Source organism: Photobacterium sp. 270122K, assembly GCF_059941365.1.
The window spans coordinates 292,366-316,205 of the sequence record NZ_JBPOEN010000006.1 but is presented as its reverse complement, the minus strand read 5'-3'; the positions used below and the strand labels follow the sequence as shown (position 1 = coordinate 316,205).

Annotated in this window: 16 protein-coding genes; 8 read left to right on the top strand and 8 right to left on the bottom strand. The window is 51.4% G+C overall.

Features of this window, described 5'->3' with window-relative positions:
* The first annotated feature begins 81 nt into the window (after positions 1-81).
* A complete protein-coding gene (locus ACSF8W_RS13285; RefSeq protein ID WP_500847798.1) occupies positions 82-2,205 on the top strand; it encodes a GNAT family N-acetyltransferase in 2,124 nt (707 codons plus the stop codon).
* Between the two features lie 1,205 nt (positions 2,206-3,410).
* On the opposite strand, the gene ACSF8W_RS13280 is transcribed toward ACSF8W_RS13285, so the two are convergent.
* Positions 3,411-5,378 (bottom strand): EAL domain-containing protein, encoded by a 1,968-nt coding sequence (locus ACSF8W_RS13280; protein WP_500847797.1) that lies wholly within the window; start codon positions 5,376-5,378, stop codon positions 3,411-3,413.
* Between the two features lie 567 nt (positions 5,379-5,945).
* On the opposite strand from ACSF8W_RS13280, the gene pdxH reads away from it, so the two are divergent.
* Positions 5,946-6,590, top strand: a complete 645-nt coding sequence (gene pdxH, locus ACSF8W_RS13275; RefSeq protein WP_500847796.1) for a pyridoxamine 5'-phosphate oxidase — start codon at positions 5,946-5,948, stop codon at positions 6,588-6,590.
* 40 nt (positions 6,591-6,630) lie between these two features.
* Here pdxH and ACSF8W_RS13270 read toward each other — a convergent pair whose 3' ends face one another.
* A complete protein-coding gene (locus tag ACSF8W_RS13270) occupies positions 6,631-7,341 on the bottom strand; it encodes a helix-turn-helix transcriptional regulator (RefSeq protein ID WP_500847795.1) in 711 nt (236 codons plus the stop codon).
* A 1,635-nt stretch (positions 7,342-8,976) separates the two neighbouring features.
* Here ACSF8W_RS13270 and ACSF8W_RS13265 point away from each other — a divergent pair.
* The 4 genes from ACSF8W_RS13265 (at position 8,977) to putP (ending at position 15,966) form a co-directional block, all read left to right on the top strand.
* Positions 8,977-9,756, top strand: a complete 780-nt coding sequence (locus ACSF8W_RS13265) for a helix-turn-helix domain-containing protein (RefSeq protein WP_500847794.1) — start codon at positions 8,977-8,979, stop codon at positions 9,754-9,756.
* 544 nt (positions 9,757-10,300) lie between these two features.
* Positions 10,301-13,480: a bifunctional proline dehydrogenase/L-glutamate gamma-semialdehyde dehydrogenase PutA gene (putA, locus tag ACSF8W_RS13260; protein ID WP_500847793.1), complete on the top strand. Its 3,180-nt coding sequence runs from the start codon at positions 10,301-10,303 to the stop codon at positions 13,478-13,480.
* A gap of 32 nt (positions 13,481-13,512) precedes the next feature.
* Positions 13,513-14,217 carry an aldehyde dehydrogenase family protein gene (locus tag ACSF8W_RS13255; RefSeq protein WP_500847792.1) on the top strand — a complete coding sequence of 235 codons (705 nt, stop codon included), beginning with the start codon at positions 13,513-13,515 and terminating at the stop codon, positions 14,215-14,217.
* 252 nt (positions 14,218-14,469) lie between these two features.
* Positions 14,470-15,966: a sodium/proline symporter PutP gene (gene putP, locus ACSF8W_RS13250; RefSeq protein ID WP_500847791.1), complete on the top strand. Its 1,497-nt coding sequence runs from the start codon at positions 14,470-14,472 to the stop codon at positions 15,964-15,966.
* A 110-nt stretch (positions 15,967-16,076) separates the two neighbouring features.
* Here putP and ACSF8W_RS13245 read toward each other — a convergent pair whose 3' ends face one another.
* The 3 genes from ACSF8W_RS13245 to ACSF8W_RS13235 form a co-directional block, all read right to left on the bottom strand.
* Positions 16,077-17,447 carry an L-serine ammonia-lyase gene (locus ACSF8W_RS13245; protein WP_500847790.1) on the bottom strand — a complete coding sequence of 457 codons (1,371 nt, stop codon included), beginning with the start codon at positions 17,445-17,447 and terminating at the stop codon, positions 16,077-16,079.
* Between the two features lie 113 nt (positions 17,448-17,560).
* On the bottom strand, positions 17,561-18,691 hold the full coding sequence (locus ACSF8W_RS13240; RefSeq protein ID WP_500847789.1) for an HlyD family secretion protein: 1,131 nt from the start codon (positions 18,689-18,691) through the stop codon (positions 17,561-17,563).
* Complete coding sequence (locus ACSF8W_RS13235) at positions 18,691-19,053, bottom strand: DUF3302 domain-containing protein (protein WP_500847788.1); 363 nt, start codon at positions 19,051-19,053, stop codon at positions 18,691-18,693. Before ACSF8W_RS13235 ends, ACSF8W_RS13240 begins: the two co-directional genes overlap by 1 nt.
* Positions 19,054-19,285: 232 nt before the next feature.
* On the opposite strand from ACSF8W_RS13235, the gene ACSF8W_RS13230 reads away from it, so the two are divergent.
* The gene (locus tag ACSF8W_RS13230; protein WP_500847787.1) at positions 19,286-20,659 is read left to right on the top strand and encodes a tetratricopeptide repeat protein; all 1,374 of its coding nucleotides are present in this window, start codon (positions 19,286-19,288) and stop codon (positions 20,657-20,659) included.
* Positions 20,660-20,708: 49 nt separating this feature from the next.
* On the opposite strand, the gene yieH is transcribed toward ACSF8W_RS13230, so the two are convergent.
* Complete coding sequence (yieH, locus tag ACSF8W_RS13225) at positions 20,709-21,374, bottom strand: 6-phosphogluconate phosphatase (protein WP_500847786.1); 666 nt, start codon at positions 21,372-21,374, stop codon at positions 20,709-20,711.
* Between the two features lie 128 nt (positions 21,375-21,502).
* The gene (locus ACSF8W_RS13220) at positions 21,503-21,973 is read right to left on the bottom strand and encodes a hypothetical protein (protein ID WP_500847785.1); all 471 of its coding nucleotides are present in this window, start codon (positions 21,971-21,973) and stop codon (positions 21,503-21,505) included.
* A gap of 90 nt (positions 21,974-22,063) precedes the next feature.
* Between ACSF8W_RS13220 and ACSF8W_RS13215 the strand changes: the two genes are divergently transcribed.
* Positions 22,064-22,738: a CatB-related O-acetyltransferase gene (locus ACSF8W_RS13215; protein WP_500847784.1), complete on the top strand. Its 675-nt coding sequence runs from the start codon at positions 22,064-22,066 to the stop codon at positions 22,736-22,738.
* Between the two features lie 101 nt (positions 22,739-22,839).
* Here the strand turns inward: ACSF8W_RS13215 and ACSF8W_RS13210 are convergent, their stop codons facing one another.
* Positions 22,840-23,775: a Rossmann-fold NAD(P)-binding domain-containing protein gene (locus tag ACSF8W_RS13210; RefSeq protein ID WP_500847783.1), complete on the bottom strand. Its 936-nt coding sequence runs from the start codon at positions 23,773-23,775 to the stop codon at positions 22,840-22,842.
* Positions 23,776-23,840: the final 65 nt, after the last annotated feature.

Sequence of the window (23,840 nt, the reverse complement as noted above, 5' to 3'; positions counted from 1 at the left end):
CGTCTTTTGACGTGGTTTTTTTTCGCCTATCGTATGGGCAACTTGGTATTATGGCGGGGTTACTATTGATTGAGTGTGTAGATGAACGGGTTAAATGAGTTTTGGCTGGCGCTTCAGCGGTCCGCCAAACAGGCACATTGCCGTTATTTGGTGGTTGCGCAGGGGAGTGTGGATTGGTGTGCAACGGTGGCCCAGTCAGGGATCGCACATTATCGGCAGCCATTGTGGTGCGGGCCGGTGGGGGAATCGGCTGTATGGGACGGCAAGGAATTCGATTTGCCGGTGGTGCCTTTTAAACAGGCCCGTCAATGGTTGGGGCGCGAATGTGATTGCGTGATCTTCAATGGCCAGCACGATTTTGATGCCGAAGCATTCGGTGCCTTATCGGGCACGGTGATGGGGGGCGGCGTCGCATTACTGCTGTTGCCTGCGGGCTGGGGAAGTGCGTCCGACACCCGTTTTCATCAACGTCTGGCCTCGCACTTTTCGGCGTCCGGTGTCTTCGTCGTTCGCCAAGATCGACCGTTACCTGTGCCGCCATCTCTGTCTTCTACTCGGGCCTCAGAGGTTTCGACGCCGGCAGATCCCGAGCATGGGAGCGCATTCGGCGCGATGACGGCCTGCCAAGCCGAGGCTATCTTGGCCATTCGTCGGGTCGTGACCGGACACCGTAAACGCCCTTTGGTGTTGACCGCCGATCGGGGGCGAGGCAAGTCGTCAGCGTTGGGACTGGCGGCAGCCAGTTTATTGGCTGAGCGTAAGATCGCGATTGCGGTGACGGCCCCGTCTTATGCCGCGGCTGAAACCCTATTTCGCCATGTGGCCGCCTCGTTTGATCTGCCTTTTCGTCAGCAAAAAAGTCTCTCGGTGGGGAACGGCACTCTGCAGTTTGTCGCACCGGATGCCTTGCTGGCTTCCGGTAGCACCTTTGATTGTGTGATGGTTGATGAAGCCGCGGCGATCCCTGCGCCGTTATTGGCGCAACTGCTTGGGCGTTTTAATCGACTGGTATTTGCCAGCACGGTCCACGGTTATGAAGGCACGGGCCGCGGTTTTGCGGTGAAGTTTCGCCAACTTTTGGACTGTACCATGCCCCAATGGCGTGAACTCACTTTGCAGCAACCCATTCGTTGGGCGAATGCAGATCCGTTAGAGCGGTGGGTGTTTCAGGCGCTGTTGCTCAATACGGCGTTGGTCGATTGTCCATTTTCATCGGCTGCCCCACTGTCTACACGGCGGGTGCCGGCGGATGAATGGTTACATAACGAGATCTTGCTGGGGCAAGTTTTTGGTTTGTTAGTCAATGCCCATTATCAAACCTCGCCGACGGATTTGGTGGCACTGCTTGATGATCCTGCGCTGCATACATTCGTGACCATGGCCGATGATCAGGTGGTCGGGTGCTGTCTGGTGATGGCCGAAGGCGGACTCGCCCCCGATTTAGTGGCGGCGATCCAACGGGGCGAACGTCGTACGAAGGGGCATCTCTTGGCGCAGTCATTGGCGGCACAAGTTGGCATTGGCGAAGCCGCAGAGCAGCTTGCGGGGCGTATTCTGCGTATTGCCATTCACCCGCAGTGGCAACAGCAAGGCGTCGGCAGTGCTTTATTGACGGATGTGGCGGATTGGGCGTCAGCGCACTGGGATTATCTCGGCACCAGTTTTGGTTACCTGCCAGAGTTGCTGGGTTTTTGGCTACGCAACGGGTACCAACCTGTACGCTTGGGCTTTACCCGCGATGCAACCAGTGGTTATCCGTCATTGTTGTGCGTTAAACCGATCTCTGCCGTGAGTCAGTGTTGGTGGCCACAGGCGCAAGCGCTGTTTACGGCAGGCTTAGCGTGTCATTGGGGGGACGGTTATGCCCAGCTCTCGGCGCCAGAAGCGTTGCCATTGTACCGTTATGCTCTGACACAACAGCCGGTCGCGGCCGTGTTGTCTGCCCCCTTGCTCCATCAGCAGCTGGCATTGTTTTGCCAAGGGGGACTCGGCATTGAATCGGCATTGCCAGCTCTTCAACAGTGGTTTGCCCAGACGTTGTTGTCCTCGTCAGAGGAGCATGAAGATGGATGGGCACTGCTGTTTGCTAAATTGGTCCAACGTCATGCGTGGCCGCGCGTGGTCGCTGATTTTGGTTTCACTGGGCGGAAACATGCTGAGCAGGCGGTCCGTGCTGTTATTCAACGTTACTATGTTGCTCCATGATTGATGGGGTGAATTTACACTGTAAATTTCACGCCAGCCATTCTCACTCTAAGCGCCCTTGGGCGCTTTTTTTATCACTGATTTACACTGTAAATTTCAGCCAGCGATCAGCGGTCAGTCATTAATAAGTTGGCTGATGAAGTGATGAATGATTCATGGGTATCCTTTATGGAGCGTTCAACAAGCGTCTAACTGGCGTTGTCTTTTTATCTATGGGTCCGCCTGCTTAGCTCGGCTGTGCCGCTGGCTTGGACACAGTCAGACAAGGTAGGTGGTGCATCTGCCTCTTTAGCGGCGAAGCGGGTTAGTCTTTATTCTCTGTTCTCTGTTCTAGAATCCTCTGGCAGGGTCATCCTTGGGGATGTTCCCCGTACAATACGATTGTCTGGCGTTTGCCCTTTCTGCCATTGAGATTTCGTTACCTTCAGCTTACCTTTACCTGCATATGCAACTAGTTTTGTTTGTGTGTGGTGAATAGTCAGCTTCGCTGGTTGATGACCACGTTTATCCTGTACACACTGTCTCGTGAGCATAGCTCAAAGCCTGTTTTGTCTCATTGTCCGTAGACACTGGTTTTGTCGCGTGTCTTACGGCGATGAATAGCGTTGATGAGTCGCGTGGTTGATAAGGATAGACCGGATTGTCGATATTGGCTGTAGAAGGCCGTTCAGCCGCCTGAGTATATTCAAGCCATTGTCCACCCAAGGATGTAGGCGTTTGATCGTGACTGTGAGGATGATGAGACGCTGAATCATGAGTCGGCGTCAGGCTTCTTGATGCCCTCATTGATGCACGGCTGACAACACGGTAGCTGGCCATCAATACGCGTTATCTGTTGGCCTATTTACAGTGTAAATAGCAAGAGGGATTGCTCCCTCAAGACGCTGATACGTGGATATGCCGACGTGAGTGACGTTCTCTAATGCATAAGGTGAGAGATAAGCTCCGTCAGCTTTCCTTCGTGAGAATCTTGCGTGGTATCTCGCTAGGCCAGTGCCAGGGACGATAACAAGAGGAATGCGAATGTAAAGGGGGAATGGCATAGAGAGATGATGCCAGCGTTGTCTGTGCTGGCGCACTGCTGCGGAGACAGGTGAGGTTGAAATTATAGGTTGAGATTTGAGGTTGATAGCGCGATAAAAAAAACCGCCTACAAGGAGGCGGTTTGAGGTATTTACACTGTAAATAGGACAGGCTATTTCATCTTACGTGAAAAGCGCTGGTTGAATGGGATTACCTGATGACGCTTTGACTTGCTGGTTTTCAATGATGTAGCCTTGGAAGCCCGTCACAAACAAGTCAGAGAGACGGTCAAGCTGTGTCTCGGTTTCAACCCGTGTTGCAATCGTGGTGATATTCAGGCTGTGTGCCGTGCGCGAAATGGACGACAGCAGATTGATTTTCACCTGATCGTTGAGCTGGTGTGTATAGGAGAAATCAATCTTCACATAATCCGGACGGAACTCGCGTAAGTAATCCAGCGACTTCAGATAGCGGCCATAGTTATCCACGCCCATGCCAAACTTGTAGAAGCGAATCGCTGAACACAGCAAGCTGCTGGAATCCGGCGATCGTACAAAGCTGGTCTCAGGGATTTCAAAAAAGATCCGCGAAGACAGGCGTTGATTGCGCTCCATCAGCTCGGTGAGCCAACGAATGAACGCTGGATCACTGGCACTGTTTGCGGTGACGTTAATCGCGATAGGGCCAAATTTAGGGTTCGCATTCAGCATGTTGATGTGGTGAGCAATGACGTGGCGGTCAAATTGCACCCCTGCGCCCACATCTTCAATGGCGCCCAGAAATTGGGATGCACCGTATTGTTGATTGTTTTTTCTGATCTCAGAAAAAACTTCGTAATGCAGTATATTGTTGGTGTCACTTGCCACGGGCTGGTAGCTGTATTGGATCAAGTTATTGTCAATCGCTTCTAACACCAAGGATTTCCATTGCTGTTTACCAAAAGAAATCGGCTGCTCGGAGTCATCGGCGATGGCGAGCGGTTGTTCTGGGGTTAATGCGGCTTTGGCTAAGACGTTATCCAACTGCGCCAGCAGTTGGGATGCGGTGCTGGCCTGATGGACCACAAGCATGCCAAGGCGAACGCTGTCTGGGTAGTCAATATGATGGCGTTGCTGCAATTCCCCGTGGACGGTGAGCATGGATTCTGCGATCACTTTTAACTTTTCAGTACTAATGTTCGGCGCTAATACCGCAAACTCATCATAAGACAGACGGGCGAGCGTGACATCGCTGTGGATGATATTGGCATTGAGCTCTTCAGCCAATGAATGGACAAACTTATCCCCGAGCTCAAACCCCGCTTCGCGATAGATATCATCAATCAGGGTCGATTTAAGAATAATTAATCCCCCTTGATGTGAATCCGTTAACCATGAATTTAACTGGTTAATGAAGTAATGGCGGTTGCCTAAGCTAGAGACATTGTCTCGGTAGGCTTGTTCTTTTAGTTTGATCGCTTCAGTGGCTTGGCGCTTGAAATTCGCTTCCAGTTGAGCAATCAAGTGGTTGATCATTTTTGTGATCTCACGACCCTCTTTATCATGAGGAACAGGTAATGGGCCTGAGAATTGGTTATTCACGATGGTGCTGTAGTGATGGGCGATTTGGCTAAAGGCGCGTAATTTTCGCTTGAGCATCAAGAAGGACAGCAAGCCTAATACGATGCAAACCCCTAACGCAAAATAGATGAAGACCTGAGTTTGCTGCCACAGTTGTTGTTGCCAAGGTGCGGGCAATAAGGCAATACGTAACGTGGCAAACGGCGAAAGATCTTTATATAAGGTGCGCGACGTATCAAACGAATCAAACTGGGCGAGCATCGTAAACCAGTCTGGTTGATGGAATGGTTGTGACGATTGTTGTGTGTATGTTTTGCTGCCATCAGCCAAAACTAATTCGACCGAGATACTCGCTTGTGTTTGAGTGATCGCGCGTAAACTGCTATTAATAATATCGTCAGACAAAAGCTCTGCGCTATTGAATGTTTTATCAAGCAGCGTTTCAGATAAATACGCTTGGGTTTGAAGTTGGATTTCTGCTTGTTTCGTGAGGGTCGATTTTACGGCAAAAAAATGACCCGCCACTGCACTAAGCAAGAGCAAACTCAGGCTGAAAAAAATCACATTAAAAGTATATTTGGCGATAGTCATAAATCATTCTCAAATAGCGCGATGCAGGATTGGCCAGTGGTTGAGCATTGATAAATCAGTCAGTTAGGCTGCAAAAATGCCTCTTACTAAAATAACAAATTTTCATGTCAAATTGCCGTGAAAAGCCTTTTCTGCTTTTAAAATGCAGATATGACTCGTAAATAAATGTAACGAATTCTGGGTTTTCAATCAGAAGTAATACAAAAGGCATGAGTTGACGACTAAACGTTAAATTGTTCTTGCTCAATAAGATATGGAATGATTGTACGCATCGTGTATTTTGCGATCTGATCCCTGCTGCGCTCTGACACGCACGCCATAATGGAGTGAATTTGAATCAATTTTACCCATTGCTTTCTGCTAGCCGTTTATCAAAATGAAGCGGAGGAATGGGGGGGGGGAGTGATGGCGGAGTCATTCGGCCCCAGGAATGGAAGTCCGTGCAAAATCATTTGTATGATAAATTGAAAGCCGAGCGCACTCTTGTGTGGACGGCGCGCGATATCTGACTGGATAGCGACAGGGGGAGAGTATATAGTGACACGATTACGATGTGTGGAGTGAACAATGGAATTGTCTGATATTCGACGAGATTACACCCAAGGGGGATTACGTCGTCAGGATTTACCGGCTCAGCCTGAGCATTTATTTGATACCTGGTTACAACAGGCTATCACCGCCAATTTAACGGATCCAACGGCGATGACGGTAGCCACGGTGGATGAGGAAGGGCAACCCTACCAACGAATAGTGTTGTTAAAAGATTTTGATCAGACGGGCTTTGTTTTTTATACCAACTTGGGGAGTCGTAAGGCGCTCCATTTGGCAGATAACGCGAAGATCAGTTTGCACTTTCCGTGGCACCCTTTAGAGCGACAAGTTCACATCACGGGCACCGCCACCAAACTGTCAAAACGTGAAGTACTCAAATATTTTGCTTCTCGGCCAAAAGAAAGCCAGTTGGCTGCATGGGCGAGTAAACAAAGTACGCGCTTGACGGCACGCCAAGCGTTGGAAAGTAAATTCATGGAGCTCAAACAAAAATATGCACAAGGTGAAGTACCTGTCCCCACGTTCTGGGGCGGTTACCGTGTCACAATTCGTTCTATCGAGTTTTGGCAAGGTGGTGCGAACCGATTGCATGATCGCTTCCTTTATACTCGTCACGATCACGATGCGTCGTCATGGGAGATTGAGCGTCTCGCCCCCTAAATACCTCGAGCATGATCAAGAGCAGCCAACGCTGCTCTTGTTATTCTTTTAGAATAATCGACAGTTGGCGTTTTAACATGCTTTCTGGAATGTGAGAGCCAAACCCTAAATCTAACGCGATATCAATGAGCTCACTCTTTGAATTGGCGTTAAATTTTTCCCGCAAGCGAAGCACATAGTTTTCCACGGTTTTGACTGACACACTGAGTACTTTGCCGATGTATTGTGGCTTTTTACCGTAGAGTAATAAGAAGAGCACTTCCGATTCGCGGGTATTAAGCTGAATGGCCGGGTGCGTGTGCAGCAAATTGAAGGAAGCGTGTTCTTTGCCGTCTAATCCCGCCGCCCGACAAATCCAATGCCCCACCTCTAAAACAGCCGTGTCTTTGAGCTCAACGCCGGAAAAAATGGTACCAATAATGGTGTTTTCTTCATCTTTCCACGGTGTTTTCGTAAACAAATGTGCACGCCAGTTACCATCGGAATACGGGTGGATATCCAATATGCGAATTCGTTGCCCTGTTTCCATGACAAGGCGATCTTGGGCTTGAAATTGTTCAGCGCATTCAATGGTTGGGCTGGGCATGTCAAAATCGGTGCGACCAATACAGTCTAAATGGTGTTCCAGACCTATCATTCCCCCATATTCAGCATTGGCATAAACAAAGACAGAATCCTTATCTTTACATCCCCAACAGCCGGGTAATTGATTAAATATATGCAATAAAGAAAGGTCGACTTTATTTTTCACGTTATGTTGCCTGATAAATTACGAGAGCCAAATTACCAAGGGGAGTTTAAAGGAATATGCTCAGGTTACAATATCAAGATGACGGCTTTTTAGGCATCAGCGATAAATTTATAAAAAAAAGCCGACCATAAAGGTCGGCAAAGACAAGAGTTTGGCTCTTAAGAGCATAATCCTGTACGACGTGTAGAAGAGGTTAACCCATTAGGTACATAGATAGGTATATGAGGGTGTATATACCATTGACCTAAGGGGTCAGTATCCAATGTTGGATACGATAAACCTTCAGCAGGAAATCCTGATGAAGGTTTATGAAGCGAATATATCCTAGCCAACAAGTCGTGGTAAGGGGGGAAATCACCTATTGACTTTTTTGTTTTTTAGTTATCTTTGCTGTTGTTGATCTCCATGAGATAGCGTGCATTTATATGAAGTATCATACCTATTAACTATTTGTGGTTTGTGTCTTGGTGAGGCGCTTTCCGAAATCTATGCAATTGAGCTGCTTGATAGTGGTTTTCTTTTTAGATTATATGAATGAGTATGCAGATTAACGGGAGGCGGTACTTGCCAGCGTGCCTTTTTTATATTGAAGAGAGCAATCATCTTATACCTGTCTAATTATGCATGCAGTCTCAAGGTATATTTATATGCTACGCGGCCGCTGCATCGAAAAATGGGCATTTTTTATTTTATACTCTGTTTTATTCGCTATATTCATTGCTGATCCTTGGCCGTTGTTGTTAGGGAGAGAATAAAAAATAAAGATTAGGCTAAATGGTCACACAGGTAAAATGTAGAATAATTTACAATACTGACGAATATGATATATCGATTATATATCGTGATGCTAATGTTAATTTCTGGTGCAAAGTTTAACGTTTATAAAATCGATAAATTCCTCAATTATATTGATACGCAGGCAAATAGCCGACAGACGAGGATTATCTATCCGGATATTGCGTGTAAACGCCTGCTGAAAGGCGTGTCTGTTATTGTTATATGCGGGTGTTTGTACGTCCGGGGTGATCAATGTTAGAAATGAACGGAGCCTATCCTTACCGATGGGCGCTTTCCACACACACCAAGGTTTCTTAATTTTCGTAACAAAATTAAGAAGATATCGTTGCTTTAACCGATTGAACAACAGGAAAGTGTGTGGTGGATCAATAAATAGGCTTGCGGATGTTAGTGTTAAGTTATTGATTCGTAGTGGAAGAATGAATGATGGTGACAAAAAAACGGACACTGCATGTCTGACAGGAACGATGATCAAGTAGGATCTTGATCTGGATCGTTATTATGCTAAGAAGTATGATCAAGGCATGTACCAGTGAGTGTGTGTTGTGGCAAAGAGGGGGAATGAGACTTCTGGATGTTGCATTGTTTAAGTTTCTGATTTTTAACTGTTATATTGATTGTTTTCGTTATCATTGTCAGTGCGCATCATGCATTGTGGCAGCGTGAAACGGGCTAGGTGTTGAGCCAAGGAAGCGGATTATCTCGGGAGTGAGTATTGAAATGACATTGACCGTAATTTAATCCATCTTGATCATCGTTCCAGCGCTAGGCAAGGAACGGACTTGTGGTATGATGTGTGTCTTAACTCATTCCCCCAAGGCCCTGCGGTTATCGCGCATGAAAGAGCACTCGCTTTCCTATAAACCGTCTGAAATTGTCAAGCTTCCCGAGCAGATGGATCATCATAATCATGGCTATAACCAGATTGTGATCGGCCTGTCGGGGCAAACTGAATTTGATATTGAAGGGGTGGGTAATTTGGTGTGCCCGGGGCAAGGCTGTTTAGTGACGGCGGATTCCGAACATGCGTTCTCTGGCATTGGTCACAATGAAATCTTGGTGCTCAATGTACCGAGTGAGCAAGTGCAACCGGCCTATACCAATGACAGTGTGGCGCGTTTGTTTCAGCAGTCCAGCTATTTTCACCTTGATCGCCAAGCACAAAGCTTGATCCAAATGCTGACGGCAGAGATGATGGCGCACCCTGATGATTTGTTACTGAGTAAAGCCTGTACCGATACATTAATGTGCGTGTTGCATCGTCACTTCAAGCCATTGCAGGATCACAAGTCATCTCACCGACTCAATATGGACTGTATTGATCAATACATCGTTCAACATATCACGCGTAAAATCTCGGTGACGCAACTGGCGGGGTTGGTGTTTTTGGGCGAAAGCCAATTTCATTTACTCTTCAAAGAGCAAACCGGTGTCACCCCCCATCAGTATGTGTTGAAAAAACGGCTGGAATTTGCCCGCGATCTGATTGAAACCTCGAGCCTGAGTGTGGCGCAGGTGGCACAAAGTACCGGTTTTGCCAGCCAGAGCAGTTTTACTCAAGCTTTCACCCGCCTTTTTGGTATTCCGCCTGCGCGCTACCGTAAAGATCGGCCTTAACGGCGTGCTATTTTCTGTTTGCTTGTTGAAGCAAGAAAACGGACCGTACTATTGTCATCCATGCCATCCTGTCCGAGGAGCGTGGGTGACGGTGCTTGTTTAGTTAGGCTGACTTTTTTTCTGCTTCTTCTTCTTACTTTTCTTTTTCTCTCACCGTTGTTCTTCTCTTTATCCTCTATTGCGTAATTCTCCGTCCTCTTTTTCGGCCATGGGTGCCGTTTGTTCCGTTTTCGTTTTTCCTGAACGTGGCTCCCCCAGAACAACCGATTGGCGCCTTGCCGTTTTCTGTCTTTTTTGGTCGTAAAATGCTCAATTATCGACGTGGCGTTAACGATCTCTGTGTTTTATTTAAAAAATACAGATCTATTTTTGTTAAGTGGCGGACTTTTTCTAAAAAGTATCGGAGAATAGCGCAAGACGCAGGATGCGATGGAAAATAAAATTCCCTCAATGGTAACATGGTTGTAACATCTGCCCAGATCGAGGATGCCGGGTAAACGGTTATGCTAGTTTTCGGTGCAGGTTCACTATTGAGGGAATCGTTATGTTTCATGCGGCAGAAGTGCTACACCCTGAGTTTATTGCCCGTTCACGGGAGATCCTGTGGCCATGGATTTCGGCTCAGTATCATGTCGATGAATCCGATTGGCTGACGCAGCTAATCCCGTTGGCGATGCCGACGGAGCGCGAGCGTACCGTGACAGCGGAGCAAGCCCGCCTGCTGATTGAACGCGTGCGGGCTGATCAGCAAGCGGTGCAGATGATCGATGCGTTGTTGTTGGAATACAGTCTGGATACCCAGGAAGGGATCTTGTTGATGTGCTTAGCCGAAGCGCTCATGCGGATCCCGGATGCCGCCACGGCGGATGCACTGATCCGCGATAAGCTCAGTGTGGCGGATTGGAAATCGCACCTGAAACATTCTGATTCGTTGTTTGTGAATGCGTCAACGTGGGGGCTGATGCTAACCGGCAAAGTCGTGGCCTTGGATGCTAACGAAGACGGGACGCCAAGCCACGTGATCAACCGATTGGTGAGTAAATGCTCTGAGCCGGTGATCCGCCAAGCCATGCATCAAGCGATGAAGATCATGGGGCACCAGTTTGTACTGGGACGCACCATTGCCGAGGCAATGAAAAACGGCAAGTCAAAGCGAGATCAAGGGTTTACCTACTCGTTTGACATGCTCGGTGAAGCCGCGTTGACCGCGCAAGATGCGGACAAATACGGCAAAGACTATGTGATGGCGATTGAAGCGGTAGGACGCGATCGTTATCAGCAAGCGGCGAATGGCCATAAAGGCTCACCGGATCCGACAGTATCGATCAAGTTGTCAGCTCTGCATCCCCGTTATGACGTGGCCAATGAAGCCCGCGTACTGGATGAGTTGTATCAGACGGTGTTGACGCTCTTGATCCGCGCCCGCGAATTGAATGTCGGGATCACCATTGATGCCGAAGAAGCGGATCGCTTGGAGTTATCACTCAAACTTTTTGAAAAATTGTATACCGACCCTGCCGTCAAAGGCTGGGGACGGTTTGGCTTAGTGGTGCAGGCGTATTCCAAGCGTGCGTTGCCGGTTTTGACCTGGTTGGCTGCACTGGCGCGTGAGCAGGGGGATGTGATCCCACTGCGTTTGGTGAAAGGCGCGTATTGGGACAGCGAGCTCAAACTGTCACAGCAAAGTGGTTATGCGGATTATCCGGTGTTTACCCGCAAAGAAGGCACAGATACGTCTTATTTAGCGTGCGCGCGCTTTTTGTTGGCCCCGCATTTACGGGGGCTGATTTACCCGCAATTTGCCAGCCATAATGCCCACACGGTCTCCGCCATCATGGCGATGGCCGGTGGCGACGCCCCGCATGCCGCGGTGAATGATGGGTTTGAATTTCAGCGTCTGCATGGCATGGGGGATGCCCTGTATAACCATGTGATGGCGATGCATGGCACACACGTGCGGATTTACGCACCGGTCGGCAGCCATAAAGATCTGCTGCCGTACTTAGTGCGTCGTTTATTGGAAAACGGCGCCAATAGCTCGTTTGTCCATCGCTTGGTGGATGCGGCATGCCCGGTGGACAGTTTGATCCAACATCCGGTCGATGTGCTGGCAAGCCGTGCCAGTTTGCACAACAGCTTGATCCCCTTACCGCCGGCAATCTTTGGGGCATCGCGGCGCAATTCGGCAGGGGTCAATATCGATATTGCCTCTGAGTGGACGCCGTTTGCTGCAAAGGTCGCACGCTTTGCCACGCACCAGTGGCAGGCGAGCCCGCTGATCAATGGGATCACGCAATATGACCCTGTTGACGCGGCGCGTGACGATTTACAAGCGCCCGTGCCGGTGACGGCCCCGTATGATCGGCGTGAACAGGTCGGGCAGGTGACGTATGCCTCGGCCGCGCAGGTGGATGCCGCCATTACGTGTGCGAGCGAGGCCTATCCGGCGTGGGCCAATACACCGGTTGCCGAACGTGCCGCTTGCCTGCAACGGTTAGCGGATTTGCTGGAAGCCCATACGGGCGAGTTGGTCGCTCTGTGTCATCGGGAAGCCGGTAAAACGATCCACGATGGGATTGATGAGATCCGTGAAGCGGTCGATTTCTGTCGATTTTATGCCCTGCAGGCCGAGAGTGAATTGGCCTCACCGCGAACGGTGAACGGGTATGACGGCACAATGCGCACGATCCACCAGCAAGGGCGTGGGGTGTTTGCTTGTATCAGTCCGTGGAATTTCCCCTTGGCGATTTTTCTTGGGCAAGTGTCTGCGGCCTTGGTCACGGGTAACACCGTGGTCGCCAAGCCGGCAGAGCAAACCTCGCTGATTGCGTTCCGGGCGGTGGAATTGATGCGCGAAGCGGGGATCCCGGCTGGCGCCATTCAATTGCTGCCGGGCACGGGCCACACGGTGGGGGCGGGGATCACGTCAGATCCACGTATTGCCGGGGTGGCGTTTACCGGCTCAACAGACACCGCACTGCGGATCAACCGTGCGCTCGTGGCCCGTGCGTGTGCACCGGTGCCTTTGATTGCCGAAACCGGCGGCCAGAACGCCATGATCGTTGACAGTACTGCCCTGCCAGAACAGGTGGTGCGGGATGTGATGCGTTCGGCGTTTGCCTCGGCGGGTCAGCGTTGTTCGGCCTTACGGGTGATGTATGTCCAGCAAGACATCGCCGAGCGCGTGATCGGGTTGATCAAAGGTGCCATGGCGGAATTACAAGTGGGCGATCCCCGCTTGTATCAAACGGATGTGGGGCCGGTGATTGATGGCACGGCGCGAGACAAATTGTTAACCCATATTCAAACATTGAAAAACCAAGCGATATTGATCGCTCAAGCGCCTTGCTCGGCGGCATGTGATCTCGGCGATTTTGTTGCGCCAACGGCGTTTGAAATTTCAAGCATTGCCCAGCTGAAACAGGAGCATTTCGGTCCGATTTTGCACGTGGTGCGCTATCAGGCCAGTGAGCTCGATAGCGTGATTACACAGATCAACCAGACCGGGTTTGGTTTGACGCTCGGGGTGCACAGCCGTAACGAAACGACCTATCGCCATATTGAGCGCCGTGCACGAGTGGGTAACTGCTACATCAACCGCGATCAGGTCGGGGCGGTGGTTGGGGTACAACCGTTTGGTGGCCAAGGGTTATCAGGAACCGGCCCGAAAGCGGGCGGCCCGCATTACTTATTGCGTTTTACCCAAGACATTGTGCAAGCCTAACCGGCGTTAAGTGGACTATTAAGGAGTGAATCATGACTATTGAGACTATCGTTAACACACACTTAGCGGCGTGGGAAGGCTGGAATGATCTGGGCTATGACGCGCGGATTGCCATATTGCGACGCTGGGGCGAGCGCTTACCGCCTGCCTCGCGGGCGATGGTGGAATTCCACTGTCAGCAAGCGTCAGTGCAGGTTGCACGTATCTATCTGATGCCGGGGCCGACAGGGGAAAGCAATGAAGTGTATTGCGCAGGGCGCGGTACCTTTGTGGTGACTGCTGCCCCTGTGACGTCCGCCGTTGCGGTGATCGGCCAGATCACCGCGGCACTGGTGACGGGCAACACGGTATTGTTGTGTTTGCCAGCAGAGGCCGCGGAAGCGAATGCTGTCGACGCCGATGACATCGTCGCGCAACTGACCCTTTGTGGCTGTACGGCGATCAGTGCGGTACCTGACGATGCCCTCGATGCGGTCTTAGCATTGCCTGTGGTCGCGGGGGTGGCGTATGCGGGAGAAGCGGCCTCATTGCAGAGGATCGCCCGTCAGTTGGCGGCCCGTGACGGAGGCTGCTTAGCCGCGGTGATCGGGGAGACCGATGTGGCGACGCTGCCCGTGATCGGTAGCCCGACCTATTTACTCCGCTTTGTCACGGAGCGTACCCGCACCATCAACATCACGGCGGTGGGCGGAAACGCAACCCTGTTGGAATTGGGCAGTGGCGAGGCAAGCGCCTAAACGCGATAGGGTAAGCCGCTGAGACAAAAACAGCATGGCAGCGGCAAGGGGCCAATTGTAAGAACAAGCAAGAACCAGTACCGGTGATGGCCAGATTAATGGGTTCACCGTTTTATTCACGTGGGGGGAGTCAGAAGGCGGTGTGGATGTTTGCTTGCACCACTGCCTGACCGCTCCCCCCTTCAACTTTACGAAGCAATAACCACAACGCCGCTGCAATGCACAGTGGCACTGAGTGAGGGAACTCCAGCAATGATTGAAAGCAATTTTGCCATCACGGCAACCTTTATCACGTACCTGATTGGCATGTTAGCCATCGGTTATCTGGCCTATAAACGCACGGCCAGCTCAGCCGATTACTTTTTGGGTGGACGGACGTTAGGGCCATGGCCAGCAGCGTTATCGGCAGGGGCCTCTGACATGAGTGGCTGGCTGCTGTTGGGGTTGCCGGGCTATGCGTATGCGGCCGGTATCGAGTCGTTCTGGTTGGCCGGTGGCTTGCTGTTGGGCACGTGGTTGAACTGGTTGATTTGTGCCAAGCGTCTGCGTACGTACAGCATTACGACCGATAATGCCCTGACGATGCCAGAGTTTCTTGCGCGCCGTTTTGATGACAAATCCAAACTGATCCAAACCATTTCAGCGTTCTTCATTTTGCTGTTCTTCCTTTTCTATACCAGTTCGGGTTTGGTTGCTGGCGGTAAACTGTTTGAAACCGTGTTCGGTTTGGACTATCCCGTGGCCGTGTTGATCGGCACCTTGTGTGTGGTGTCATACACCCTGTTTGGTGGCTTCCTCGCGGTATCGTGGACCGATTTGGTGCAAGGCTTATTGATGTCAGCAGCACTGATGATTGTGCCGATTGCCGCAATGGAAGGTGGTTTCGGCGATCTGGCGATGGCGTTGGAAGCAAAAAACCCAGAGTTGTTGACAATGTTTAACAATGTGAAGGGCGAGCCACTATCACTGATGGCGATTGTGTCATTGATGGCGTGGGGCTTAGGCTACTTCGGCCAGCCACACATTTTGGCCCGTTTTAAAGCGACCCGTAGCAACGCCGACATTACCACGGCGCGCCGTATTGCGGTGGTATGGACAGCCTTGTCGATGGCCGGTGCCATTCTGGTCGGTTTGACCGGTATCCTGTATGTGGACAACCAATTGGTCGGCGGTCTGGCAGACAGCGAACGTATCTTTATGTTGCTGGTGAACTCCATGTTCCACCCTGTGATTGCCGGTATTCTATTGGCGGCCATTCTAGCGGCGATCATGAGTACGGCGGACTCACAACTGTTGGTGTCGTCGTCGGCGCTGGCAGAAGATTTCTACAAGCAAGTGTTCCGTCCGCAAGCTTCGTCGGATGAGATCGTCAAAGTGGGCCGTGCCGCGGTGATCATCTTGTCGTTCATTGCCCTGATGTTGGCAATGAACCCAGAGAGTACCGTGTTGGGCTTGGTGTCATACGCATGGGCCGGCTTTGGTGCGGCCTTTGGTCCGGCCTTGTTGTTGAGCCTGTTCTGGAAAGGCATGAACCGTAATGGTGCATTGGCCGGTATTATTGTCGGTGCGCTGACGGTAGTGATTTGGAAACAGCTCACGGGCGGTATCTTCGATTTGTATGAATTGGTACCGGGCTTCTTCTTGGCGGGCTTGTCCATCATTGTTGTGAGCAAGGCAACCGGGGGGGCATCAGATGCGGTGGAAGCGCAGTTTGAAACCTACCAGCGTAACCTTGTGACCTTCAAATAGTGACGTTTAAATCGTGACGTTCAAATAAGTCGATAAAACAGCCGCCTGATGCGGCTGTTTTTTTATGGCTGTTTTTTATGAGGAGGAGCCGTCGGAGGCAGAGACAGGGATTATTCACACGGCGGGGCCAAGTGGATCATCGCCAGACCGCCGAGTGAGGTTTCACGGTATTTCTTGTTCATGTCTTTCCCGGTTTGGTACATGGTTTCAATCACCTTATCGAGCGAGATCCGCGATTTGCTGTTGCGTTTTAACGCCATGCGCGAGGCGTTAATGGCTTTCATTGCCCCCATGGCATTACGTTCAATACAGGGGATCTGCACCAAGCCGCCGATCGGATCGCACGTCATCCCCAGTGAGTGCTCCATGGCAATTTCTGCCGCCATGCAAATTTGCTCATTACTGCCCCCCGCAATGGCCGTGAGGCCTGCCGCCGCCATCGAGGAGGATACGCCAATTTCGCCCTGACAGCCGACCTCCGCACCGGAAATCGAGGCGTTCATCTTATACAGCATGCCAATCGCCGCAGAGACGGCGAGAAAGTCTTTCAACTGCGCTAACGTGAGTTCTCCGATAAATCGGTGGGTGTACATCAGCACGGCGGGGATCACACCGGCGGCACCATTGGTTGGCGAAGTGACCACTTGGCCACCGGCCGCGTTTTCTTCACTCACGGCAAACGCAAACAGGTTGACCCAATCTAGCACCGCCATTGGGTCATGCTCGACCCCTTGGTTCGCCTCAAGCTTTTTGAGCAGCGCAGGCGCGCGTCGTACCACGTGCAAACCGCCGTCTAACACCCCTTCAGTCTGAAAGCCCCGGGTCATGCAGTCACGCATCACTTGCCAGATCTGTGCGGTTTTCTCATCGATGTCGTTCGCCGAGCGAAAGGCTTGCTCATTGTGCAGCAGCATGGTGCCGATACTCAGGCCATTCTTGTCGGCCAGCGTCAGTAAATCGTGCGCCGACTGAAAAGGGTAAGGCACGGTCACGTCATGGCTGGCTTTGCCGTGCTGTAATTCATCGGCCGTGGCGATAAAGCCGCCACCAATCGAATAATAGGTTTCACTGAGCAGGCACGTATTCTTGCTATCAAACGCGTGTAAGGTCATGCCGTTCTCATGCAAGGGTAAATTGGTGTCATGAAAACGCATGTCACGATCCATCACAAAGGTGATGGACTGCTGGCCTGCCAGTAACAGAGTGTGGTGCTGTATGCCTTCGGCGAGCTGCTGGTTAGCAAGGCGAATATCAATGCGGTCAGGCTGGTGGTGCATCAGGCCAAGCAGCGTGGCACTGTCGGTATGGTGGCCTTTACCGGTTAATGACAGTGAGCCATAGAGATCGACTTGCACGCGAGTGACAAGGGGGAGGTGCGGCATCAACTGGGTACAGAAATCATACCCCGCCAACATCGGGCCGTTGGTATGGGAGCTTGAGGGGCCGACCCCGATCTTATAAATATCAAAAAGCGATAACATCGTGACTCCTTACGGAAAAGATCGTCTGACACTGTTATCAGTATAGGGAGTGCGGGGCGGAGCAGGAAAGGGACACGTGCCCACGGCATGCGAGGGCGCGTGTCTTTATCGGATCAATGATCAAGGAAGAGATAGTTTTGCCAGCTTTTCATGCGGATCAGTACTTTGCGCATCACCGACACATGCTCAAAGCTGTCGGAATACACCGCGATTTCCACACTGGTGCCTAACGGCAGGCCGTATTGGCTCAGATCATCGTTGATTTTCAATTTGATCAACGGACGGCCATGGCGCAATAACAAATCACTGCCGTACAGCATGCCCGCCGCTTGTACCTGACTTTCCCCGATGGCAGGCAACACTTCAATCACCTCCCCTTGAAAAGTTTTCCCGGGCAGGGCGCGGAAAATAAAGTCCGCTTGAAATCCCGGTTCCAGACGTAACAGGGAGTTCTGGCGAAAGGCGCCAATATAAAACTGCTCTTCTTGGTGAATAAAGGTCATGACCGGGCGCAACGGCAGGGGCACCGCCATCATCCCCGGACGCAATTGCACCTGAGTGACATAGCCATCGGTCGGCGCGTGTACCACGGTTTCGGCTAAGTTAAATTCCGCTTGCGTTAACGCGGCTTGCACCTTCGCCACGGTGGTATTCTCGCCCATGATTTCGGAATCATAGGCCAATTTAGCCCGGCGTTCTTCCGCGCGGGCGGCTTCAAGTGCGGCATCGGCACTGCGGTAAAACTGGCGGCGATTGTCCACTTCGGCGGCGGTAAATGCCCCGCGTTTAAAGCCCTTTTCATACCGCGTAAATTGGTTGAGGGTACGGGTGCGCTCGGCGACAGCTTTTGCGGTGGTTGCTTGTGCCGCTTTATAGCTGGCTTCCAGCCCTAACACAGTTTGCTTGGCTTCGGCGAGGGCGGCCCGTTGTAACGTTACTTGGGCCTGAAAAGGGGTCGGGTCAATTTTAAATAAAATCTCGCCTTTTTTGATTAACGTATTCGGGGTGACGGGCACGTCGGTGACTTTGCCTCTGACACCGGGGACAATGGGGGTGGTGACAAACAGTTGTCCCCCTTGGTTGGTGTAGGGGTGGTTGTAGTTCATCAGTAAGATTAATGTGCCGACCAAGATGACGCCCCCCAGTACAGCGGTGGGGACCGTCCATTTATTTAACGGGATATTGAAGATTTTAAAAATGGCAATACAGAGCGCGGCGTAGGTTAAGATCAGCAATAAATCCATTAGCGATCCCCTTTCTGCTGGCGTGCTTGCATCACTTCCAGTTGCGCGACTTTTTCGGTGAGGTACTCCACCTGCTCGGTGAGCTTGAGCAGTTCATGGTGCAACTCATGCTGCTCGTTTTGAATTTTTGTGAACCCCCAGCCGCGATCTTCGCGCCACAGCGTGGCCCAGATCCACAAGAAAGGCCACAGCGCATGCAAGGTAAACAAACTGACCCAGCCCGCATAATGAATGGCATCTTGGTGGGGGTGATTACGGGTTTTCGATATTTCATAGGGAATGTCATGAATAGCGATGATGCCGTAAAACAAAAACACCGCGACAAAACATAAAACGCCGAGTGCAAAATAGTCGAGAAACATCCCTGCCTCCTAAATCGTGATTATGGGTCGAATGGTGTCAACAAGTGGTGTTATCATGGAGCGTTATCAAAAATTTAGCACTCATCTGCTGGTTGTTGTTGTTTTTCTGTGGAATCGTTGATCGCGTTACCGTTTATTTTTGCGCTGGCTGTGAGGGTGGAAAGCGTGCATTTGACGGTGTCGTTCGGGGCCACAGGCACAGAAAGGTGAGTTAAAAAGCCATTGAGGGTGTATGTCTAATCTACTTGTTGGCCTGGGTGTGGCCGGCGGTTTACTAGCTTGGATGCTGTTTCGCTATTTTGATGCCCAGGAAAAGCAGCAAAAGGTCCGTGAAGCACAGCGAATAAAAGAAGATAAATATAAGCGGGTTTTGGAAAGAGCCAAAGTTGCAGAGCGTGAAGAGAAAATCTTTAAAGCGCAAACGGGCCATATTCCGAGTCAGTTGTCATTGGCGAAAGAATTTGAGTTATGCAACCTGCGTGAAGCCCTGTATTGGTACCTGAAAGCGGCAGAGCAGAACAATGCCATCGGGCAGAATGCCTTAGCGCGTTTGTGCCGCATGGACATGGAGGATCCGGAAGGGGAAGCGAAATCCCGCTATTGGGAGCAGGTGCTGAAAGCACAGCAGCGTGATCCGGCGGCGTTGTTTGATTTAGGTCGTTATCAAATCCGGGGTCAAGGCACCGCGATCGATATTGAAACCGGTTTAGGTAACGTGGAAGCCGCGGCAGATGCGGGGTGGTTGCCCGCACAACTGTTTTTGGGTGACTGGTTCATCTCAGAGAAAAATACCCATAAAGATCCGCATGCCGCCTTTATGTGGCGGGTACGGGCGGCGTTGCAAAATGACGCCAAAGCCTGTGTGAAAGCCGCGTATTGCTACCAGATGGGGATCGGGGTAGAGAAAGACAAAGCTCACACCTTGTACTGGCTGGAACGCGCGGCGGAATTGGACAATATCGAAGCCCAATTACTGGCTGCGCGTATGCACTTAGGCACAGCGGCGAATGATGCCGCGGTGGCCTACATTTGGTATTCGATGGCGTACGTGAACGGGCAGCAGGCGGCGAAAATCGAGCGCGATAAAGCGGTACAGCGGATTGGCATTGATGCCATCTTGGGCGTGCAAAACGTGGCTAACACGATTTATAAGATGATCAAGCAAGAAGAGGCGCCCCCTTTGGCGGTGATCCAGTTGTTGGATCGGATCTATGCGCGTAAAGGTTATCGCCCGAGCCGTGAGGTGTTACAAGCGCTCGCGACAGGCAAAGAGGTGGTGGAATCTGGCATCCATGACGCCTTGCTGATCAACGATCCGGCCACCATCGAGCCGCCGAGTCAAACCCTGTCAGCGTCACAGGCGCTCAATAATGAGCTCGATAGCTTATCGTGGCAGCAGGCTGGATCGGTGTCGACGTCGGGTCCTCCAACCGCGCCGGTGAACGCATCAATGGCGAACGCAGGCGGAAGTGCCTCATCACGTGCATCGCTTCCGGCCGGCAGCGCATCGGCAGCAGGGACGGAACATAAATCGGCGACCAAAGAGTACCAAGATCAAACCTGGCAGGCGTCATGGGATACGTTTTTCGCTGACAACGAGCCCTAAGCGGCTACGCCAAGTGAACCGTGAATGAGGGGAAGCAGACTGCTTCCCCTTATTTTTTGGTGATGTGATCCAGCAGCTGTGGCATGGCGGTTAACGTTGTGACCGTTGGCAGATTCAAGCGGGGTGCGTCGGGCGCTGCGTAATGAAAGGTGGGGATCCCGGCGTTGACGCCAGCGAGCACTCCATTACGCGTATCATCCACAAACACGCAGTCTTGCAGACGGTAGCCCATGTGCATGGCTGCAAAATGCAGCAAATCCGGGTCTGGTTTCCAACTGCTGGCTTCAAAGCCACTGAATAGCTTGTGCTCAAAGTAGGGCATCAGCTTGGTCAGCCCCAACGTTTGCTCCATTTTCTGAATTGGCCCGTTAGAGGCAATGCACATATCAATCCCCATCTCCGTGAGGTGCGCGAGCAGTTCAGGTACCCCCGCAATCGGCTTGAGGTGTTGCTCAAACAGTTGGCGACACTCTTCTCGATACATCGGCTCTAAAATGTCAATAGGTAAGCGAACGCCCGCCCGCTCACGGGTTTCATTGAGGATGTCGGCAATTTTCCCGCCTTGGAAATGGGCCATGCAGGTGGCCAGCGTCAGCGTGCCGCCTTGGCGAGTAAAAATATTAACCAGGGCTTGATTGCACAGCCTTTCGCTGTCCACTAACGTGCCATCACAATCAAAAATAACGCAGCGAATTTTATGGGGTGTTTTTGCCATAACGTGTCCGATCCTAAAGCGTGTCCGTGCTTGATTGTTAATACACGCAAAGGCTTTCTACAACACACAGGGTGACGTTTTGTTATCTGTATCGCCTGTCGGCTTGCCTGAGGGCGCAATTCTGCGGATCACGCCTCATCCTCCTGATAGCGAGCAATAAACGCTTCCAGATGTGGGATCCCGCTGTGCGTGACCTGCTGCTCTGCCAATAAAAAGGCGTAAATGGCATCCTCATGCTGTTGCACCAAATCAAACATGGCATGGTGGTCGGTGGCGTGCGCCGCGTCTTGTCGGTAGCGTAACGCATAGGGTTCAACCCAAGGTACCAAGGTGTCCATCAGGCTGGGCCAATCGCGATCTATCCATTTTTTTGCCTCTTGTCGCCCTTTGTTTTCCATCGCCATATCGTGCGGTGAACAGGTTATTCCGCGGGGATCAAGGTAGTTTTTCAGGCGTTTTGCCGTGATTTGTTCGACGTGTATCAAAAGTTGCCATTTATAGATGTGCGTATCGTCACTATACTCTTGGGCAAAAGCAGTAAAAAAGGCAATACCGTACAGTTCACCGAGGTAAGCGGCGTGCAGGGGTTGTAATGACATAGGGGACACCTTTGTGGGAGAGCCAATGTGATGCAGCTGGACGTTTTATGGGCCATGTGTGTGCTGCGGTCATTATTATAAGGGGTGGCTATGTCATCATCCATTTTTCCGTCATGGCTTGGCGGTTATGAAATCAAGGAACACATCCGTAACCCGAATATTCAGGTCGGCGATCACACCTATTATTCGGGCTATTATCACGATAAACATTTTGAAGACCACTGCGTGCGGTACTTGCTGGGGGATCATTCCAGCCGTGCGGTATGGGAGTCAGGGATCTTCGGCGACGTGGATCAGTTAATTATCGGTAAATTCTGTTCGATTGCTTCCGGGGCGACGTTCATGCTGGCCGGTAATCAAGGCCATCGTCATGATTGGGTCTCATCGTTTCCCTTTGATGTCAGCAAGTTTGGCGACAAAGTGAAGTCAGGCTTTGAGCGTGCCGGTGACACCGTGGTGGGCAATGACGTGTGGATTGGCTCGGAATGCGTGATCATGCCGGGCGTGACCATCGGGGATGGTGCCGTGATTGGCGCACGTGCCGTTGTCACCAAAGATGTGCCGCCGTATGCGGTGGTGGTGGGCAATCCGGGTCAGGTGGTGAAGAAGCGTTTCAGTGAGGAACACATTGCGTTGCTACTGACGATGAAATGGTGGAATTGGCCGATGGCGCAACTGCAGGCCAGTATGGATCGCATGTGCAGCAACGACATTGAGGCGTTGTATGCGCACTACATGACGTTTCAGGCGCAAATCGACCAGTAGGTTGATTTGCCTTTAGCCGCCGCAGTCTGGTGACGTTGCTTCTGGTGGCGTTGAACCGCGAGAGACAATAACGCGATGCCTTGTGAAAGGCATCGCGTTTTTTATTTCATGTGGTGCCAGCTTTGCTGTAAGGCTAATTCTAAGGGCGTATGGAACAGGGCGGCTTGTGAGGCCGAGCTACTGCGCTGTGAGGGCAGTTGGCTGCCGTGTTGCCAAATACGGCGCATGCTCAAAAAGCCGCGAAATAATGGCGAAAACAATGAAATGCACTCCATGACTGTCCAATGCAGGTGCGTGACGGTGACGGGTTTGCCGCTACTGAGGGCCAAACAGCGGGCGATGTCTTTAATGCTGGCTTGATGCCCCGGGTAGTAGGTGACATCCAGCGCGCGGGGGGGCTCAAGCGATTTGGCGGCGGGCGTCGAGAGCTGGTGGACAATGTTTTCCGCCAAATCCGGTAAAAAGGTCCAGTAGTGGTTCTGGGTATAATTGCTGGGGGATTGAACGATTAATTTATTTTGGGTTTCTTTGATCAGCATGCCTAAGTAACCGTGTTGCAGAGCGCAGCTCAGGCTGTGGCCACAACAGCGGACGGAGATGTGGGCGCCGGCTTCTGAAGCCCGTTCAAGTTGTGATTGCAACTTGGCCGACAGGGCAATAGGAAGGGGCTTTTTCTCGCGCCAAAACGTGAAAGAGGAAAACAGTGAAGGCGTGACCTCATAAAAATTGGTGGTCAGCACCAGATGACGTTGGTGTTTGGCGATCAGGGCGGTGATGGTCTCTAAGGAAAAAAGGACCTGCCCACCGAGAGTCGGGTCGGGCAGGTGCAGGAAAACCGTATCGCTCTCTGCGATGAGCTCATCGAGAAAATCCGTCTCCGTCGGGGAGATCTCTGCCAGTGTCAGGTTATGGGTAAGCGTAATCGGCTGGCTAGGATCATCAATGGTTGCCGTAACGTGCCAGTTATACTTGGCTAAGGTTTTACACAGCAAGGCACCCATCTCATGCTCAATGCCCAATACTAAGGCTTTTCTCATACTTACCCTCAACCTTGCGATTCAATTCAAAGGATTACCAAGAAGGTAAGGGATTTTTGGCGGTA

Coding starts and splice junctions, on each gene's coding strand:
- ACSF8W_RS13245 (WP_500847790.1), bottom strand. CDS start 17,447: ATGTTATCGCTTTTTGATATTTATAAGATCGGGGTCGGCCCCTCAAGC.
- ACSF8W_RS13210 (WP_500847783.1), bottom strand. CDS start 23,775: ATGAGAAAAGCCTTAGTATTGGGCATTGAGCATGAGATGGGTGCCTTG.
- yieH (WP_500847786.1), bottom strand. CDS start 21,374: ATGGCAAAAACACCCCATAAAATTCGCTGCGTTATTTTTGATTGTGAT.
- ACSF8W_RS13285 (WP_500847798.1), top strand. CDS start 82: ATGAACGGGTTAAATGAGTTTTGGCTGGCGCTTCAGCGGTCCGCCAAA.
- ACSF8W_RS13220 (WP_500847785.1), bottom strand. CDS start 21,973: ATGTCATTACAACCCCTGCACGCCGCTTACCTCGGTGAACTGTACGGT.
- ACSF8W_RS13255 (WP_500847792.1), top strand. CDS start 13,513: ATGACTATTGAGACTATCGTTAACACACACTTAGCGGCGTGGGAAGGC.
- ACSF8W_RS13265 (WP_500847794.1), top strand. CDS start 8,977: ATGAAAGAGCACTCGCTTTCCTATAAACCGTCTGAAATTGTCAAGCTT.
- ACSF8W_RS13280 (WP_500847797.1), bottom strand. CDS start 5,378: ATGACTATCGCCAAATATACTTTTAATGTGATTTTTTTCAGCCTGAGT.
- pdxH (WP_500847796.1), top strand. CDS start 5,946: ATGGAATTGTCTGATATTCGACGAGATTACACCCAAGGGGGATTACGT.
- ACSF8W_RS13235 (WP_500847788.1), bottom strand. CDS start 19,053: ATGTTTCTCGACTATTTTGCACTCGGCGTTTTATGTTTTGTCGCGGTG.
- ACSF8W_RS13230 (WP_500847787.1), top strand. CDS start 19,286: ATGTCTAATCTACTTGTTGGCCTGGGTGTGGCCGGCGGTTTACTAGCT.
- putP (WP_500847791.1), top strand. CDS start 14,470: ATGATTGAAAGCAATTTTGCCATCACGGCAACCTTTATCACGTACCTG.
- ACSF8W_RS13240 (WP_500847789.1), bottom strand. CDS start 18,691: ATGGATTTATTGCTGATCTTAACCTACGCCGCGCTCTGTATTGCCATT.
- ACSF8W_RS13215 (WP_500847784.1), top strand. CDS start 22,064: ATGTCATCATCCATTTTTCCGTCATGGCTTGGCGGTTATGAAATCAAG.
- putA (WP_500847793.1), top strand. CDS start 10,301: ATGTTTCATGCGGCAGAAGTGCTACACCCTGAGTTTATTGCCCGTTCA.